This window comes from Phyllobacterium sp. SL163, from assembly GCF_049896885.1.
In the GTDB taxonomy this organism is placed as follows: domain Bacteria; phylum Pseudomonadota; class Alphaproteobacteria; order Rhizobiales; family Rhizobiaceae; genus Phyllobacterium; species Phyllobacterium calauticae.
This window is the reverse complement of record NZ_JAFCVE010000003.1, coordinates 282,280-299,064: the sequence shown is the minus strand read 5'-3', so window position 1 is coordinate 299,064 and position 16,785 is coordinate 282,280. Positions and strand designations below refer to the sequence as shown.

The following is a 16,785-nucleotide window of genomic DNA, read 5'->3' as shown; positions in this document are numbered from 1 at the left end:
GCCCGACGACATTCGACGTTAGGCATAGCTCCTCAATCGTCATTGCTGGCATTCAGTTCCATGGTGGTCATGCCGTCGGCCGGCTTGGGGCTCAGCGACTTGGCCAGGATCAGCCGGCTGGATTTGAGCAATGGTGCATTGGCGGCACGCACTTTCGCCATGCGCGGATTGTTTTCGTGGGCGGTAACCGCCGCTTCATTGGCATAGAGTTCGTTGACCATGACCTTGTTGGCAATGGGGGTGCCGTCCCGCGCAATGGGTTTGATGACCTCGAACCGCAGGCAGCCCGGTTCCTCATCCAGTGTTTTGCGCGCATGCTCGCGAATGAGCGTGGTGAATTCCTCTTCGCGACCTTCATGGGTCTCGAATTCTACGATAATTGTCAGTTCGGTCATGAAACTTCGCCTCCCGCGTTCATTCTGCCGTTCTATCAGCGGCCTCCTGACAAATCCAGACAGAAGCATAGCCAAGGCATTGTAAAGTCTGGATTTGGACGGGATGGATGGGCGGAATGGCGGAAGGCCGCCTGCTATCGCCGCACGGTGGCGAAGACCAGGAGAATGGCACCGATCACGATTGTGACGAGACCAATATACAGCCAGCGCGTCTGGCCGACCATGAAACTGCCGCCGAGGATGCTCAGGCCCTGCAACGCCCAGACGGTGCCCATGATGATCAGAAGCAACGCGACAATCGTCAGAACGATTTTCATAGCGGTCATCCTTACAAGCAAAACCCCTGCCTAAACGGAAGGGGTTTCACGGGTTGAGGCTTGATTTGGCTCTAACAAACTGGACTCTGGATAAAAATATCACGCATCGTTTCAGTGCGGCGCAGGCTCAAGGTACCGCTACACTCAACTTGGCAAAAGTTTAACATAGCCAGCTTTCATTTCAAAGAAAGAATGGCCGGAGCTCAGTTCACTTTTGCTTTCAGGCTGGCGATCTCTTCCTCCATTTGCCGGATGCGCTCCTCCAAGGCATTGATTGCCTTGAAGACGGCAATCCCCATGCTCTTGAAATCACCGCGATGGATCGCAGTCTCGATGGCTTGCTTGGCGCTATCAATGGACATTGCTTCCTCCGTTTCGATTGTGTGAACCGCAATGCTAAAGAAAAAAGCCCAATCCTCAAGGGGTATGAGGATTGGGCTGTGTTGGCTTGTGGGGGAAAGCCAAGACTGGTTGGGGTTACCAGTACCCACACAATGCTTCAGCGAAGGATTGGTTCCACACGGAGTGAAAATATTCTGGTTCCTGCTGACGCTTTCAATCGTCAACAAGTTCAAGGCTCGGATAATCCGTATAGCCGTTGGCGTCGGTGGTATAGAATGTCGATTTGTCGGCCGCATTGAGTGTGGCATCGGTACGCCAGCGCTGCGGAAGATCCGGATTGGCGATGTAGGCTTCGCCAATGGCAACCAGATCGGCGCCGCCATTGGCCAGCACGGCTTCCGCGTGTTCGCGCCTGTAGCCGCCTGCAACAATCAGCGGACCTTGAAATGCTGCCCGGATGGCAGGCGCAGCATCGGCTTGTCCATCGGGCACAACAGCCGGTGCCACAATGTGCAGATAAGCAAGGCCAAGAGGCTGGAGCAGGGCGGCTATCCCAGAAAAATGCGCAACGGGATCGCTGTCGCTCATGCCCTGAAAGGGATTGGTCGGCGAAAGTCGAACGCCGATGCGGCCCGCCGGCCAAAACGCCTTCGCCGCCTCGATGATTTCACGCAGGAAGCGGAAGCGGTTTTCCACCGAACCGCCATAGCCGTCGGTGCGGACATTGCTGCCATCGCGCAGAAACTGATCGACGAGATAGCCATTGGCACCGTGAATTTCGATGCCGTCAAACCCGGCATTTTTTGCACGCGCCGCCGCATCGGCGAATTCACCGACAATCCCGGCGATGTCATCGAGAGAGAGCGCCTGCGGCTCGACATAGGGTTCGGGACCGTTTGCCGTATAGATTTTTCCGGCAGCCGCCAGGGCTGAAGGACCGACGGGCCAACGGCCATCCCGCAATTGCGAGGGAAGGGCGGCTCTGCCCATATGCGACAGCTGGACAAAAATCCGCCCGCCCGCTGCGTGCACGGCGTCTGTTACCAGGCGCCAGCCGGCTTGCTGCGCGTCGTTGTAAAGGCCCGGGCGGGTTGGCACCTCGACGCTGCTGTGCGGATCGATTTCCGTCGACTCCGTGATGACAAGCCCGGCGCTGGCGCGCTGCGCATAATAAAGCGCATTGAGGCTGCCGGGTATTTTCCCGTGCAGCGCGCGGTGGCGCGTCATCGGGGCCATGACGATCCGGCTTGGCAGTGTGAGATCACCGATTGTCAGCGAAGAGAACAGGGAAGCCATGGGATCGTCCGCTCATCTGGATCATGCGGGAAGGTATGGGAATAATCGCCTGAACGGCATCCCGATCTTGGATCATGCAGGCAGGAGATTAAACAACGCGGCCAGATGGAATGCAAAGGCAACGGCGAAAATCACCGCGACAGTCATGCGGTCTCTGTTTTTGAAGAGGCGCCGGAATGCCTGAGCTGGCGCAACGCGGGTGGTCGTGTAGTCAGTGGACGCCATCAGATTCGTTCTCTCCATGCGGGTGCTGCCAATCATCGGGCATTCGATAGACGATTAACACGATAGAGATTACTATTTTGATGGCCTCCTGGGTATGATTTTGTCTCAAAATGCCAATGACTGGAAATAAGTTCTCCTCTCAGTCTGTTTTCGTCATTCGCGGACAAAATGGCATTGCTGCCTCCGCAGTGGCTTGGCGCTGATTCCGGGGACTCACGTCTGAGCCATTCCGGCGCGCGTAGCACCATCAATCTCCATCTCTCCGGTCGTCATTGCAGACGTTTTGGATTTGGTTTCTCGAAATAGCCAAAAAACGCAAAACAAAATTGCCGAATGGTCGCAGGTTGAGCAAAGCACAATCTGGTTTGTCGCTATACCTATGTGCTGCAATGCAGGGGTGCGTGGCCGTCCGATCGAACGACCGCCTGCCAGAGTGATCCCCAGGATGATCCAATGAATGAGGAAAAAATGTCCGTCTTTCAGACCGGGGCGCGTGCCGCCCAGCATGAATTGACCGTGGAAGCTGACTTGTTCAAGGATTCCATGCGCCATCTTGCGGGCGCCGTGAGCGTTGTCACCGTCGGACGCGGCAACGACCGCACGGGGTTTACCGCCACGTCTGTTTCATCCCTAGCCATTGACCCGCCCTCGGTGATTGTCAGTCTCAACCGGGATTCGTCGTCCTGGCCGGTCCTGCAGCGCCATGGCAGTTTCTGCGTGAATGTTCTGGCGCATGACCAGCGGCACGTGGCTGACAGCTTTGCGGGACGTGGCGGGCGCAAGGGGATAGACCGCTATCTGGACGCGGAGTGGCAGGAGCTGGCCACGGGAACCTTGGCGCTGAAGAATGCCCTGACAGTGCTTGACTGCGAGCTCGACGATGCCATCGAGCGGCATTCGCACGGCATTCTCATCGGCCGGGTGCGCGCTGTCACGTTACGCCGGAATGCTGAACCACTGCTCTACTGGCACGGCGCATACCGGCACATCACACAGCCGGTCGAGTGATCAGTCAGGTGACAATGGCGGCAATCGAGCAGCCCACGAGGACAATCGTGGCCAGGAGAATCAAGCCATACAGTTTGGGCTGATTGAAAACGACGGCAAAGCCCAGAAAAAACCCGGTGCAGGACGCACCGAGTGCAAACAGAAATGCCGGCTGGTCATTGCTTGTGATCGAAAACGCCATCAATCCGGCAAGAACCAGCACGCCAAATGCAATGAAGATCCAGGTTGCAAAAGTTTCGTAGCGATCCATAGGTCCTGACCTTCGCGGTGCATGCGGTCTTGTCATGGCAGATTACATCGAAATATGGACACGCAGTCAAACATCATCCGCCTAACGCAATTTATGGGGTATAGCGCCGGAGAGTGACGGTTCCGTGTCCTTTCGCTCCCCCGATGCTGTTCCAATCAGCCAAACCCCGATCAGAATCAGTGTGCTGCCGATAATCTGCAGCGGCGTGATGTCCTCCTGGAAGATCAGCCAGCTGGTCGCCAGGATCATCACATAGCTGATACCGGTCAGGGGAAATGCCTTGCTCAGGTCGAGCTGGGCCAGCGCTTGCAGCCAGAAAACGAAGCAGATGACTTCGGCGGCAATGGCTGCGAGCATCCAGGGCGAGGTGGCGGCGTGGATCAGCCAGGCCATATTAAAGCCAAGCCCGGTCATCTGTTCCGCCGCAAGCTTGATGAAAACCTGAAACAGGGTGTTGAAGAGGGGAATGGCAAACCAGACGAGATTGATCGGCTTCATGCGCTGTCCTTCAGCGTTTCATCCGCAGCGAAGAGCGGCGAAGCCAGCCGCAATGCCCATTGAACGACCGGATTGCGGTGCTTGAAATACATGGTGTTGCGCGTGAGCAGGCTGCCGAGACGAATCTTGTTCTCGTAATAGGCCTGCCCGCTCTGATACCGGGTCATCCCATGTTCCAGGCAATGGCGCAGATTGGTGAACCAGCTCAGGTAGTACAGGTTGTAGGCGCGGCCTTCGGCGCTGTTCATGCAGAAGAACTTGTCGATCAGCGTGTTGCCGTCATGCACGAGCAGATTGGCGGCCAGGAGCTGGTCGCCGGCGTAGTAGAAGGTGCAGAATGACCGTCCCTGCATGCGGCGCAGGACGCCGTCGAAATAATCTGCGGTCAGTTCTTCAAACTGCCATTCGCTGCGGTTGCGGGTGTCGTGGTAGAGCGCCATGACCTGCGGCAGCATCGTTCCGAAGTCGGATCGGTTTTCAATCCGGATCTTTTCGAATGACTTCATCTTCCGGCGCATATCCTTGCGGGTGCCGGAGGAAAGACGCGACATATAGGTTTCGATGGAGTCGAAATTGATGTCGAGCCAGGCCGTCGGCAACCCCGGAATGCCGGCGAAGGCACGATCAGAAAAAACCGGCGCAAAGGCCTCGGTGGTTGGCTCCGGTACGTCCTTGATCCCGATCAGTGAACAGCCATTCGCCTTGGCGTAGTGCTCAAATCCAGACAATACCAGCGAAAACAGCTCGGCCTTGCGCTGTTCCGGCAGATCGGGATGAAAGCCCGTGACGCCGTTCTCGGTGCATGGAGAGCCCAGACAGGCGAGCTTCAGTGTGAGGAAGCGCGAATAGGTTTGCCGTATGCGGCGCAGAAACTGGCGCAGGCGGCCTTCTTCCAATGTCGTATCCAGCTGATAATCGGTCAGGAACGCCGGCATGGCCGCCAGCAGCCGCCCGTTCTCGACGACCGTGACATAGCGGAAGGCAAAACCGGCGATGCCGGCTTCCTCGATGGCCAGCAGGCAGTCATAATCCTCGACTTCCCCGGCAAAGCACATGTTCCATGCTTCGTGGCCGATATCGCGGATGGAATCGAACACGCGCGCCTGCGCCACCGCCGGGATTGCCGGCGATGCGGCCGTCTGCGGCAGGAACTGATCATGCATAGGCTGGTGCATTGTTTGCCTCGAAGAATTCGGCCGTATAGTCACCGACCTTTTGACGCTGCCGGTCCACGTGGATCATATGGTAGCTGTCTTCGATCCATTTCAACTGATGCGGCCCGCCAATATGGCGGCTGATGTAGCGCGCATGTTTCGGGCTGCTCAGATCGTCTTCCGTCGCATGCAGGATCAGTGTGGGCGTTTGCATCTGCGGCAGGTTCTTCTTCAGCTCCTTGCCGAGACGGTACATCTCGACAATGCCCTTACCGGGGAATTTGTCGATGACGCCTTCCGCTTCCATGCTTTCCATCATGCGGCGGATGCGTTCATCCTTGATGCCCAGCGCCGATGTTTCGCTGAAATTCAGCCGGGCAACAGAGGGGATGTATGACAGGAGTTCGATGAACGGCGACAGCAGCCAGTAATAGTGCGGCACGTTCCAGCCGTCATAGTGGAAGCAGGGCGAATAGATCGCCACAGCCTTGATGCTGTTCGGTTTGCGGTGTGCGGCCATCATCGACAATTTGCCGCCGATGCAGATGCCGGCCGCAAATGTTTCATTGTTGTAGGGCGCGAATTTTTCCGTCGCTTCCTCGACGCTGTGCAGCCAATCCTGCCAGCGCGTTTGCGTCAGGGTTGCCATGTCAACGCCGTGCCCCGCCAGAAGCGGAGCATAGACGCTGTATCCCTTGCGATTCAGCTGTCGCGCCAGCATTTTCATTTCTGCCGGGGCACCCGTCAGTCCATGAACAAGCAATACACCTTTGCCATTCGAGCCTTCGAGGAAATAGCTCAATCCATCAGACATCTGCATCGATCATATCCGGGTTTCTGTTTTCCTTGGCCATGAAGCCCAGCGCATGGCAGGTGCTGATGACGTGGACGCCAGCCTTGTCCTGGTCTTCCTTGATCTTCTCGTGGAAGGTGCGCAGTTCGGTCCAATGGGTCTTCGGACGATAGTGGTGCTCGGCATGGTAGCCGTTGCCGAACCACAGCCAGTTGTAGAAGCGGTTATGGCTGCTGACGCCCCAGGCGATGGGTTCTTCCGGGTCGCCGTTGAGGTGTTCGTAATAGCCGTTGAGCGAGGAGAGACAATTCCCCAGATAGTAGAAGGGAACGAAGAACAGCATTGCCTTCCAGTCATAAAGGAAGCCGATCGCTGCCAGCCCCAGAAATGCATAGAGTTCGAAACGGCCCCACTTGGCGTCAAACGGGCGGTTCTTGCCGATGGCCTTGTGAATATCGCCGAGGCTGTCGCGGAAGAAGCTCAGGAACGTATAGCTCCATACATTTTCCGGCTCGCCATTCTTGCCGTGGCGATAAATCGACAGCCAGTCGATGGTTTCACCCTTTTCGTTCGGACGGTCGCTGTTGCCCGAGTGATGGCGCATGTGAATCCAATGATAATAGGTCTGCGAGAAACCGATCGTGATCGATTCGAGCAGGCTGAAGGCATAATTCATCGCACGCGGCTTGAAGTAGGGCGTGTGGATGAAGTTGTGCGAAATGCTGTTGATGTTCCACGAGATCGATACTGCATAGAACCCGCCGAGAACGAGCGACAGCCACAGAGGGCGGCTTTCGAAGCCGACAACCAGATAGATATTGAAGAGAAGGTGAGCGATGGCTGCCAGAACAGGCGCTATATCCCACCTTGTATGAGCGAAGAGTTTCATAATCCTGTTGCTCCTACACAAGCCACGCCGGCTGTGATGAACAGCACACCGGCTGCGTGGCGAAGGTTGATTTGTTCTTTGAATATCCATGCTCCGGCGAGCACGATGACGACATAGCTCAAGGCCATGAGCGGGAAGGCAATCGACAGCGGCACGTGTTCGAGCACGATCGTCCAGCCGACGAGTTCGAGAGCCCAGAAAAAGACGCCGAGCCAGGTCATGGGTTTGAGCAAAGCTGCGGACAGTGTTTCGTTGTCAGCGGAATGCTTGAAGCAGACTTCCCGTGCGGTCTCTGTCAGCACACAGAACGCGATCAGGGCCAGCATGGCAGGGGTGAGGGTGCCGGTCATCCCATGGCCTCCGACAGGACTTCCAGCAATGCATGGTTCGCAGCACTGTTGATATTGGTTGTGAGCACCGGGTCGGGCGTCGTGTGCGGCTGGTCAATGAAGATTTCCGCACGCTTGGTGAAGCGCGTCCACAAGTTGCCGGCATAGGACGGCGTCGAATAGTCACCGGTCACGTCCGCACCGATAATCCGGTGGCGCTTGCTGATCTCGGTTATGAGAGACAGCACATAGGGCAGACGCATGTGTCCCTGGTCCCAATTGGTGATGGCATCATCGTGCACCAGCACATCCTTGTCGATGGTGAGGTACACGGCCTCGGTCTTGATGCGCGACAACAGCTGACCGATGAAATTGTCTTCACCGATCTCCGAGATTGTCTTCCAGCTCAAGACACCGTTTTTCTGCTCATAGCTGGCACCGCTGCCATAGTTCTTGTGCACCCGGCTTGGCGCATGGCTATAGGGATAAAGTTCCAGTTGTCCCTGCTGCAGCAGGGACAGGTTGGCGCCCTTGCGTTCGGGATTGGTCAGATCGTCGCTGCAGACACCGATTGTCACAATCTTTTCGAGGCCGGGATGCTGCAGGGCGCGGTTTATCCACGAGCCGCAATGCATGCCGTTGCCGAAATGCACCCAGTCCGGATGATTGTCGAAGTGAATGAGCGTTGCCGGGCCAGGATTGTTTTCAAGGGCGGCCGCGACCAGCAGGGCGCTGACATGGTGGAAATCGCCCGATCCCATGAAACACAGATGCGGTTGCTTCTGATCGCCAACCATTTGCCGGGAAAGACAGCCGTCGAGGGCATCGATGGCCGTCTGGTGGCCCCACAGACGAACCATCAGGCCGTGGTCTTCCGCGTGGATCTGGCGCGCGCCGGTTCGCATACAGGCGCGCACGAAGTCGGGTTGCAACTCCAGCGCATCATCAAGGTGAAGAAGGAGGAGTTGCATCCGATTATCTCTTGGCGGCGCGTGTGAAAAGCTGATCGAGCAGGGTGAGCGCCAGGTCGATTTCCTCACGGGTAATCAGCAGGTTTGGTGCCAAGGTGATGACGTTCTTGTAGTAGCCGCCAACATCGAGCACGAGACCGTACTTCTTGTTGCCGACGACCAGATCGCCCTTCATGCCTTCATCGGCCATCCAGTCGAGCGCTGCCTTGTCGGGCGTGAAGCCGTCTTCCTTGCAGATCTCGACACGCAGCGCGAGGCCGAGGCCGTCCACGTCGCCGATGGTGGGATGACGCTTCTGCAGCTCTTTCAGACCATCGAGGAAATAGGCACCCTTTTCCATGACGGCTGCGCCGAAGTCTTCTTCTTCGAGCATTTTCATGGTTTCGAGGGCAACAGCGGTACCCATCGGGTTGCTGGCGAAGGTCGAATGGGTGGAGCCGGGCGGGAAAATGCCGGGATTGATCATCTCTTCCTTGGCCCACACACCGGACAGCGGGTTGAGGCCGTTGGTGATTGCCTTGCCGAACACGAGTGCATCGGGTGTCACGCCGAAATGCTCGATCGACCACAGCTTGCCTGTGCGGTAGACGCCCATCTGGATTTCGTCGACCACGAGCAGAATGCCATGATCATCAAGGACCTTCTTGAGTTCCTTGAAGAAGTTCATCGGCGGAATGACATAGCCGCCGGTGCCCTGGATCGGCTCGACATAGAAGGCGGCGTATTCGGCCTTGCCGGTCTTCGGATCCCACACGCCGTTATATTCGCTTTCGAACAGGCGGGCGAACTTCTGAACGCAATAATGACCATACTCTTCCTTGCTCATGCCCTTGGGGCCGCGGAAGTGGTAGGGGAATTCGATGAACTGGGCGCGGTCGCCGAAATGACCGTAGCGGCGGCGATAGCGATAGCTCGAGGTGATCGCGGATGCACCGAGCGTGCGGCCGTGATAACCACCCTCGAAGGCGAACATCAGGCTCTTGCCGCCGGTATAGTTGCGCACCAGCTTGAGTGAGTCTTCAACGGCCTGCGAACCGCCGACGTTGAAATGAACACGGCCCTTGGCACCGAACTTGCGCTCGGCATCCTTGGCGATCATGGCTGCCAGTTCAACCTTTTCGCGATGCAGGTACTGCGAGGCAACCTGGGGAAGCGTATCCAGCTGGCGATGCGCCGCGGCGTTCAGGCGCGGATTGCGGTAGCCGAAATTGACCGCCGAATACCACATCTGCAGGTCGAGGAACGGGGTGTCCTTGGCGTCGTAGACGTAGGAGCCTTCGCACCGGTCGAAGAACATCGGATGATCGGTATAGTGAACCGTATCGCCATGCGAGCAATATTCCTGCTCAAGGGCGCGAAGTTCGGCTTCGGAGATCTGCTTGGGGGCAGCATTGTCATTCTGCTCGATGGCAAGGTTGGTTTTCATGAAGATTCTCTTCTGTTGCATTTTTACGCCGTGGCGTAACGGGGAGCGCTCTCGTGATGGCGGTTGAAGCCGGGGAGCGCATTCTTCAGGCTCTGGGTAAGATCGGAAAAGTTCTCGTAGCCGACAAACGGAATGGCTTGTTCCGTGCAGAACTCGGCCAGCTTGTCCTTGGCGAAGACCAGTTCCGGCTTGTCGGAGACGCAGAAATCGGAGCGGCCGTCGCCGATATAGACCCGCGTATCGAAGGCCTCGACGGAACGGCATTTGCAGACACCGGCGGCTGACGAACAATCGATATCGCTGTACGGTGAACTGAGTTCATAGCGGGTGTGACCATTCACACCGGAGATCGTCAGCTTGTTGGCGATGACCGGTAGATAATCGAGCTTGTGCCGGGCAAGGATGCGTTTGATGAAATAGTCGACACCGTCGCTGATGATCGTGACCGGAATGCCCTGGGCCCAGCAGAAGTCGATAAAGGCAGGGAAGGTCGGATCAATGGCGATGTCATCAAGCGCGCTGTCCAGTTCCTGATGCGTTGCTTCGATCAGGGCAATCTGGCGTGCCATGCATTCAGCGGAACCAATGAGGCCCTGCTTCCATTGCTGTTCGATATCCTCCCAGGCAGGGCTGGCTAATCGTTCCAGAATGAAATCGGTAGCGTCCTCAAGCGAAATGGTGCCATCAAAATCACAAAATACATGCATGCAGACACTCCTCGTGCGAACGTGAGGAGCTTCTAGCATCGATGGATGATCGCTAAATTATGCGAAGATGATGCCAAACTGAAATCGATGGAGGGCGGACAGAGCAGTCGTGTGGAAGCGAAATTATGCTTTTGGTAGAAGCACTTCTACGAGAAGACCCTTTCCGGAAGCTGGGGATTTCAATGCAATCGTGCCGGACAGGCGCTTGACGATATCGGCAACGATCGTCAGGCCCAGCCCGGTTCCCTCGATCTGCGGCGTATCAATGCGATAGAATCGCTGGAATACGGCCTCCCGGTGGTGTTCGGCGATACCCGGCCCGCTGTCTGAAATGGACAGGCGCCAGTAGTTGTTGGCGGCGGTGATTGCCACGCGTATCTTGCCGGTAGCGGGCGTATATTTCACCGCATTTTCGATGAGATTGCTGATCATGAGACGAAGCAGAGGCTCATCGGCCCGCACCAGCGCCTTCTCGTCCCCGTCAAGCGACATGTCCAGCTGCTTTGCCGTTATCAGATTTCCCATTTCGGCAACAATGGATGCCACACTGCTGTACAGCGGTACGGCCTGCAATTGCATGGGCTGATGACCGACGCGGGCGGCACGCAGCAACTGCTCGATCAGATAGGTGGCCCTTTCATTGCTGATGATAAGGTCGGCGATGATGGCCTGCCGCTCCTTCTCGTTGTCAGCCTGGGCCAGCATTTGCAGCAGAAGCTTCAATGCCGCCTGCGGCGTGCGCAACTGATGGGCTGCATGATCGGCAAAGCGCCGCTCCGCCTTGAGCGAATCATCGAGATCCTCGAGCAATTGGTTGATCGAGCGGCCGAGCGGTGACAGATCCCTTGGCAGCGTATCGACCGGAATGGCCGAAAGGTCATCCGGAGAGCGGCTGCGGATCTGTTGCACCAGCATGCGGATGGTGCTGAGGCCGCTGTTGATGCCAAACCATATCAACAGTGCGATCAACGGGATGAGGATCAGCAGAGGGAAGATAAGGTTGAGCAGGATGTTCGACACCAGAGTCTGGCGCATGGCGACCTTTTCCGCCACCTCGATCACAACATGCGTTTCGGGGATCGGCAGGGAGTAAATCCGCCAAAGTTCGCTGTCATAGGGAACATTGGTGAAGCCAGCGCGCTGCAAGGGGATTTCAGCCGGAAATGTCGATCCGGAGAAAAGGACGATCTTGTTGTCCTTCCATGCCCGGAACATATGCGCGTCGGCATAGTCATCCGCGTCCTCGTTCAGCGCAAGCTGGTTGCCCATGTTGAAATCGATATCGGCGATCTGCTTGGGCGGGACGTCTCCCGTTTCATCAAACTGATTATGAAGAAGCATCCACAGGACATTGGCATCATTGATTAATTGTGCGTCGTAGACATTGTTGATTTCACGCGTGGCGCTGTTGAATGCAAAACCGCCGATGATCGCCATGGTGATGAGGATCGTCGGCGTAACGCGAAAGAACAGATTGCGGGTAAGGGTAGGCCTGCTCATGCGTCCACCATATAGCCCACACCCCGGATGGACTTGATGAAATCGCTGCCGAGTTTCTTGCGCAGATTATAGATCGTGACTTCGGTTGTATTGCTTTCGACCGCACTCTCGGCGCTGTACAGCGCATACTCGATATCGCTTTTTGTGACATATTTGCCGGCGCGTTCCATCAGGAGCTTCAGCAGCTGGAACTCCTTGGCGGTCATCATCACCTGGTTTGAAGCCTTGCGCACGACCTTGGCTGCGGGATCGACTTCGACATCGGCGCATCTCAGGATCGTGTCGACACGCCCCTCGCTGCGGCGAACCAGGGCGCGCAAGCGGGCGAGCAGTTCATCGAGATCGAAAGGCTTCACCAGATAATCGTCGGCGCCGCTGTCGAGGCCTTCCACTTTGTGCAGCGGGGTATCGCGGGCGGTCAAAAGCAGAATGGGAACAAGATTCTTGTCGCGCCGGGTCGCCCTGAGCACTTCAAGTCCGCTCATCCTGGGCAAGTTGACGTCAAGAACGACAACAGCAAAGCTCGAATCCTGCATGGCTGCGAGCCCGGTTTCACCGTCCTGCATCCAGTCGACACCATAGGCATGCTTTTCCAGCGCCTTCTTCAACGAGGAGCCGAGCATCGTGTCATCTTCAATAAGCAGCAATCGCATTGTTCAGATCATTGTTTGAATGCTGGAAAACAGCATTTGGGGCAGTAACGGGTGGCAGATAGGCCGGAATCTCGGTTTTTTGCAGGCGACCGGGTTCCAGCCTACATTGGATTGAAACAATCATTACGCTGTTTTCGCTTCGTTACCAATCGTCTCAATTGTTGTTCGCAGGTTCTTCTCTTGTGCCTCAATTCGGATCAGAATGGGTCGCACCGTCATGAACCGCGACGTACATTCGCGTAAAATGGGTATTGCTGGCGTGTCGCCGGTCAAACCAATGAGGGAGTGAAATCGATGAAAACACTGCTGATAGCAATGAGTCTTCTGGCTGCCACGACCCTGACAGCATTTGCCGCTGAGCCGGCAAAGATGGTTGAAACAAAAGCTGGAAAGGTGCTCGCCACCGAAAAAGGCATGACGCTCTATACGTTCGACAAGGATGCCAAGGGCAAATCCAATTGCGATGCGGACTGCCTGAAAAAATGGCCGGCTTTCCACGCCGATGCCAAAGCGAAGGCGGCAGGCAAGTGGTCGCTCGTCAAAGCTGCCGATGGCAAGGATATGTGGGCTTACGATGGAAAGCCGCTCTACACCTTTGCCAAGGATGCAAAAGAAGGCGAAACCGGCGGTGACGGCGTCGGCAGCGTCTGGCACGTCGTCAAGCAGTAAACGCGGCAACGATCCCGGAGAATCAACAACGGCGCAGAAGCTTTGCTCCTGCGCCGTTGTTCAAATCAATAGGGGTGACCGGATCAAGCCGCTTGAATGGCCGACAGCTTCCATTCCGAGCCATCCTTGCGCACAAAGGTCCACACCTCCGTGGTTTCGGTCGGCCTGGTGTTGTCGCCATCGACAAGGCGGCCCGTTGTGCGGTCGAGCATCGCATCGATGCTGGAATAGTGCATTGCCAGCGTGGCGTAATCGGCATTGTTCTCGTGCCACGATTCAGCGATATCGCCCTGGAGCAGCTTGACGTTGGAAACGCTGTTGCGCACGCCTTTGGTTGCATTCTCCCCGAGTTCTTCTGCCAGATAGGACATGGCTTCCGGCGTGGTGAGGGACCGTAGTTCGGCATAGTTTTCCGTCCCGTAGGCGGTCTGCACCTTGGTCAGAAGCTGCTCGAACTGATTGAGATCCGACTGCGTCAGGCTGAGTTCATCGGTCGATGCGGAGGCTTGTGCCGGCCTCGCGTTCTGGGAAGGCTGGGAAGAACCGGAACCCATCGCCGCTCCAACGGTCGGAATACGGAATGAGGGGGATGCGGACCGGTCAGCCTGCCGGCCAAAACCCTGGCCGGATACCGGACCCGAAGCGGCAAGAGGCGACTGCCGGCGCTGGGCGAAAAACCGCATGGCCAGCATGATCGCGCCAATCACCAGGCCGATCTGCAGCAGCATGCCGAGGAAACCGAAGCCGCCGCCGAAACCGTGACCGAGCAGCGTACCGATCAAACCGCCGACGAGCAGGCCGCCCAGCATGGAACCGCCAAAACCACTGAAGAAACCGGGGCGCGGCGCGGCTGCCTGCGGCTGCATGGCCGAGGGCTGATTCGTTTGCGGGCGCGGGGTCATTGTCCGTTCAATCGGCGCGGCAGGCGAGGGTGCTGTCCGGGTGGCTGCGGGCGCATCGAACGTGCGCGTGCCGCGGCTGCCAAATCCGCCGCTCGCCCGCCTTGCGTCGGCGATATCAAATGCACTCAGCGTGACAGCCAAGGCCAGAACGAGCAACACAACGATGCGAATGATGCGGGAAGCAGTACCAGACATAAATTTCTCCTGTTACGCACCAGCCAATTTTCAGCGCGCCACCCGCATATAGAAAGCGGTGCCGGCAATTTTAAGTGCCGACCAGGATAAAACGGACAATTCTGGGTGGATTTTTTGGTTTCCGACTATTGGATTTTAAAGAATATTTCCCGGCGTGCCGAATAAAGCGGATATCCCGCGTGTTCTCCCATCGCAGTCCCTTTGCTTCAGGAGAAAACGTGATGTTCAACATAGGAAAATTCCCGTCCGTTGGCCGGATTTATCCGGTCGTCCTGCTCGGCGCATGCCTTGCAGGTGCAGTCATTTCCGGTCCTGTATATGCGGCTGGAGGCGGTGGCGGCGATTCGAACGCGACGCCGACCTGCCCGAAGGGCGAAGTCTGGAGCTCGAAAGCGCAAAAATGCGTCAAGCAGCAGGGCAGCCTGCTTCCGGATTCCGATCTGACGAATTATGCCTTCGCACTGGCAGAGGCCGGCCGTTATGAAGAAGCGCTTGGCGTCCTCGATACGCTGAAGAATCCCAATACCGCCGTCGCCCTGAATTACCGTGGTTATGCCACCCGCAAGCTGGGCCGCACGGATGAAGGGATCGGCTATTACATGAAATCCGTTGAGCTCGATCCCCAATACGCCAAAGTGCGCGAATATCTCGGCGAAGCCTATGTCATCAAAGGTCATCTTGATCTTGCAAAGGATCAGCTGGCCAAGATCAGAGGTATTTGCGGAACCGGTTGCGAGGAATATCGCGATCTGGCGGAAGCCATCGAGAATCCGTCCAAGCTGTAGGGAAGTGAGCGCCGCGAACCAGCGAACCGGCGAGCAATCATGACAATTCAAAGCGGATTCATCATGCCTGTCGCATATCCAACGGTTCCTGCTTATAGTCAGTCAAAGCGTAGCAAGGAGTCATCGGACCGTGTTGCCCGGTCCGATGCGGAGGCGACCATCGCAAACGAGCAGGAAATCCGGACGGGACTTTCCCAACACCTTACGCGGCTTTGGCGCTATGCGGTGGTGCTGTCTCACCAGCGCGATGTGGCCGACGATCTGGTGCAGGCAACCTGTGTGCGGGCGTTGGAGCGGGCAAACCAGTTTGCGCATGGCACGCGGCTTGATCGCTGGCTGTTTTCCATTCTTCATTCCATCTGGCTCAACGAAGTCCGGTCGCGCCGCGTGCGGATGGGGCAGGGCTTTGTCGATGCCGATGAAACCCTGATTTTCGACGGGGCGAGGGACACCGAGACGCATATCTTTGCCAATCAGGTTCTGCGCCAGGTTCAGGCTCTGCCGGAGGCGCAAAGGACCGTGGTCTTCCTCGCCTATGTCGAGGAGCTTTCCTATCGCGAGGTGGCCGAACTCCTGGATATTCCCATCGGTACGGTCATGAGCCGGCTGGCAGCTGCGCGCGCGAAGCTTGCAGCATCCGCCGGTCAGGGCAGGCAGGAGGGGAGCGCGCAATGACCGACCCCAACCACAACACCATGAAAAACGATGAAATGCTGGTGGCCTATCTCGACGGCGAACTTGATCCGCATACACGCCGGCAGGTCGAAGGTCTGATCGAGAGCGACGAGGCCGTTGCCGACCGTCTGCATTTTCTCGCCTCGAGCAACTTGCCCTTCAAGAATGCCTTTGATCCGCTGCTTGACAAGGCACCGGCAGAAAAACTGCAATCCATGCTGGCCGGCATTTCGCCGCCCGAGCCGGTCAGGCCACAGGTCAACGGCTGGAATCGGCGGAGTTTCCTGGCAGCGGCAATCGGCTTCATCGCCGTCGGTGTGGCGGTCGACCGGACTTTCCTCGGCCTCCGGTCCAGTCTGCGCGGCGATCAGGACGGCAGTGACTGGCGCGCGGTCGTCGCGCAATACATGTCGCTCTATACCCGGGAGACATTGGGCAATGGACCCGTGGACGTTGCGGTACAGTCGGCGCAATTGCGGGATGTCGGGTCGCAACTTGGCCTTTCGCTGACGCCTGATCGCGTGCAGCTGCCGGGCGCCGTATTGAAGCGGGCTCAGATTCTGGCCTATGAGGGCAGGGCCCTGGGACAGATTACCTATCTGGACGCGGCACAGGCGCCGATGGCACTGTGTATTGTCCAGTCCTCCAAGGGAGCAAGGGCCGCGGATATCGAACGGCGCCACGGGATGAATGTCGTGTACTGGTCCAGCGATACCCACGCGTTCATGCTGATCGGGCACGAATCACCGGATGCCATCAAGACAATGAGCGACAGGCTGCTTCAAAGCCTGGCCGTATAGCGCCGC

Annotated in this window: 22 protein-coding genes; 5 read left to right on the top strand and 17 right to left on the bottom strand. The window is 57.2% G+C overall.

Annotated features, from left to right (window positions below):
- Window positions 1-32 precede the first annotated feature (32 nt).
- The 5 genes from ACP7B1_RS08280 to ACP7B1_RS08260 all read right to left on the bottom strand — a co-directional run bounded on the left by ACP7B1_RS08280 (window position 33) and on the right by ACP7B1_RS08260 (window position 2,611).
- Entirely contained in the window at window positions 33-395 is a 363-nt protein-coding gene (locus tag ACP7B1_RS08280; RefSeq protein ID WP_346307030.1) for a putative quinol monooxygenase, read from the bottom strand.
- 134 nt (window positions 396-529) lie between these two features.
- Window positions 530-712 (bottom strand): hypothetical protein, encoded by a 183-nt coding sequence (locus ACP7B1_RS08275; protein WP_223613329.1) that lies wholly within the window; start codon window positions 710-712, stop codon window positions 530-532.
- A 203-nt stretch (window positions 713-915) separates the two neighbouring features.
- Window positions 916-1,074, bottom strand: a complete 159-nt coding sequence (locus ACP7B1_RS08270) for a hypothetical protein (protein ID WP_223613330.1) — start codon at window positions 1,072-1,074, stop codon at window positions 916-918.
- Window positions 1,075-1,267: 193 nt separating this feature from the next.
- Window positions 1,268-2,350 (bottom strand): alkene reductase, encoded by a 1,083-nt coding sequence (locus ACP7B1_RS08265; protein ID WP_346307031.1) that lies wholly within the window; start codon window positions 2,348-2,350, stop codon window positions 1,268-1,270.
- Window positions 2,351-2,422: 72 nt separating this feature from the next.
- On the bottom strand, window positions 2,423-2,611 hold the full coding sequence (locus ACP7B1_RS08260) for a hypothetical protein (RefSeq protein WP_346307032.1): 189 nt from the start codon (window positions 2,609-2,611) through the stop codon (window positions 2,423-2,425).
- A gap of 507 nt (window positions 2,612-3,118) precedes the next feature.
- On the opposite strand from ACP7B1_RS08260, the gene ACP7B1_RS08255 reads away from it, so the two are divergent.
- Complete coding sequence (locus ACP7B1_RS08255; protein ID WP_403177599.1) at window positions 3,119-3,583, top strand: flavin reductase family protein; 465 nt, start codon at window positions 3,119-3,121, stop codon at window positions 3,581-3,583.
- Between the two features lie 4 nt (window positions 3,584-3,587).
- Here ACP7B1_RS08255 and ACP7B1_RS08250 read toward each other — a convergent pair whose 3' ends face one another.
- From ACP7B1_RS08250 to ACP7B1_RS08200, 11 genes are all read right to left on the bottom strand, one after another.
- On the bottom strand, window positions 3,588-3,833 hold the full coding sequence (locus ACP7B1_RS08250) for a hypothetical protein (RefSeq protein WP_223613335.1): 246 nt from the start codon (window positions 3,831-3,833) through the stop codon (window positions 3,588-3,590).
- 81 nt (window positions 3,834-3,914) lie between these two features.
- Window positions 3,915-4,331: an EamA family transporter gene (locus ACP7B1_RS08245; protein WP_346307033.1), complete on the bottom strand. Its 417-nt coding sequence runs from the start codon at window positions 4,329-4,331 to the stop codon at window positions 3,915-3,917.
- Entirely contained in the window at window positions 4,328-5,506 is a 1,179-nt protein-coding gene (locus tag ACP7B1_RS08240; RefSeq protein ID WP_346307034.1) for a GNAT family N-acetyltransferase, read from the bottom strand. Before ACP7B1_RS08240 ends, ACP7B1_RS08245 begins: the two co-directional genes overlap by 4 nt.
- Entirely contained in the window at window positions 5,487-6,305 is an 819-nt protein-coding gene (locus ACP7B1_RS08235) for an alpha/beta hydrolase (protein WP_223613338.1), read from the bottom strand. The genes ACP7B1_RS08240 and ACP7B1_RS08235 overlap by 20 nt, the downstream gene beginning before the upstream one ends.
- Window positions 6,292-7,167, bottom strand: a complete 876-nt coding sequence (locus ACP7B1_RS08230) for a fatty acid desaturase family protein (RefSeq protein ID WP_346307035.1) — start codon at window positions 7,165-7,167, stop codon at window positions 6,292-6,294. Before ACP7B1_RS08230 ends, ACP7B1_RS08235 begins: the two co-directional genes overlap by 14 nt.
- Complete coding sequence (locus ACP7B1_RS08225) at window positions 7,164-7,517, bottom strand: EamA family transporter (RefSeq protein ID WP_346307036.1); 354 nt, start codon at window positions 7,515-7,517, stop codon at window positions 7,164-7,166. The genes ACP7B1_RS08230 and ACP7B1_RS08225 overlap by 4 nt, the downstream gene beginning before the upstream one ends.
- Window positions 7,514-8,467, bottom strand: coding sequence for an arginase family protein (locus ACP7B1_RS08220; protein WP_346307037.1), 954 nt, complete (start codon window positions 8,465-8,467; stop codon window positions 7,514-7,516). The genes ACP7B1_RS08225 and ACP7B1_RS08220 overlap by 4 nt, the downstream gene beginning before the upstream one ends.
- Before the next feature lie 4 nt (window positions 8,468-8,471).
- Window positions 8,472-9,893: an aspartate aminotransferase family protein gene (locus tag ACP7B1_RS08215; RefSeq protein ID WP_346307038.1), complete on the bottom strand. Its 1,422-nt coding sequence runs from the start codon at window positions 9,891-9,893 to the stop codon at window positions 8,472-8,474.
- Window positions 9,894-9,916: 23 nt separating this feature from the next.
- Complete coding sequence (locus ACP7B1_RS08210) at window positions 9,917-10,600, bottom strand: MtnX-like HAD-IB family phosphatase (RefSeq protein WP_223613344.1); 684 nt, start codon at window positions 10,598-10,600, stop codon at window positions 9,917-9,919.
- 123 nt (window positions 10,601-10,723) lie between these two features.
- Complete coding sequence (locus tag ACP7B1_RS08205; protein WP_346307039.1) at window positions 10,724-12,100, bottom strand: sensor histidine kinase; 1,377 nt, start codon at window positions 12,098-12,100, stop codon at window positions 10,724-10,726.
- Window positions 12,097-12,753, bottom strand: a complete 657-nt coding sequence (locus tag ACP7B1_RS08200) for a response regulator transcription factor (RefSeq protein ID WP_346307040.1) — start codon at window positions 12,751-12,753, stop codon at window positions 12,097-12,099. The genes ACP7B1_RS08205 and ACP7B1_RS08200 overlap by 4 nt, the downstream gene beginning before the upstream one ends.
- Before the next feature lie 294 nt (window positions 12,754-13,047).
- Here ACP7B1_RS08200 and ACP7B1_RS08195 point away from each other — a divergent pair, with 294 nt between their 5' ends.
- A complete protein-coding gene (locus tag ACP7B1_RS08195) occupies window positions 13,048-13,422 on the top strand; it encodes a COG4315 family predicted lipoprotein (protein ID WP_346307041.1) in 375 nt (124 codons plus the stop codon).
- 83 nt (window positions 13,423-13,505) lie between these two features.
- Here the strand turns inward: ACP7B1_RS08195 and ACP7B1_RS08190 are convergent, their stop codons facing one another.
- Window positions 13,506-14,519, bottom strand: a complete 1,014-nt coding sequence (locus ACP7B1_RS08190) for a Tim44 domain-containing protein (RefSeq protein ID WP_426136871.1) — start codon at window positions 14,517-14,519, stop codon at window positions 13,506-13,508.
- Between the two features lie 221 nt (window positions 14,520-14,740).
- Between ACP7B1_RS08190 and ACP7B1_RS08185 the strand changes: the two genes are divergently transcribed.
- The 3 genes from ACP7B1_RS08185 (at window position 14,741) to ACP7B1_RS08175 (ending at window position 16,779) form a co-directional block, all read left to right on the top strand.
- Entirely contained in the window at window positions 14,741-15,304 is a 564-nt protein-coding gene (locus ACP7B1_RS08185; protein WP_346307043.1) for a tetratricopeptide repeat protein, read from the top strand.
- A gap of 63 nt (window positions 15,305-15,367) precedes the next feature.
- The gene (locus tag ACP7B1_RS08180) at window positions 15,368-15,979 is read left to right on the top strand and encodes an RNA polymerase sigma factor (RefSeq protein WP_346307044.1); all 612 of its coding nucleotides are present in this window, start codon (window positions 15,368-15,370) and stop codon (window positions 15,977-15,979) included.
- Window positions 15,976-16,779, top strand: a complete 804-nt coding sequence (locus tag ACP7B1_RS08175) for an anti-sigma factor (protein WP_346307045.1) — start codon at window positions 15,976-15,978, stop codon at window positions 16,777-16,779. Before ACP7B1_RS08180 ends, ACP7B1_RS08175 begins: the two co-directional genes overlap by 4 nt.
- The last annotated feature ends 6 nt before the right edge of the window (window positions 16,780-16,785 follow it).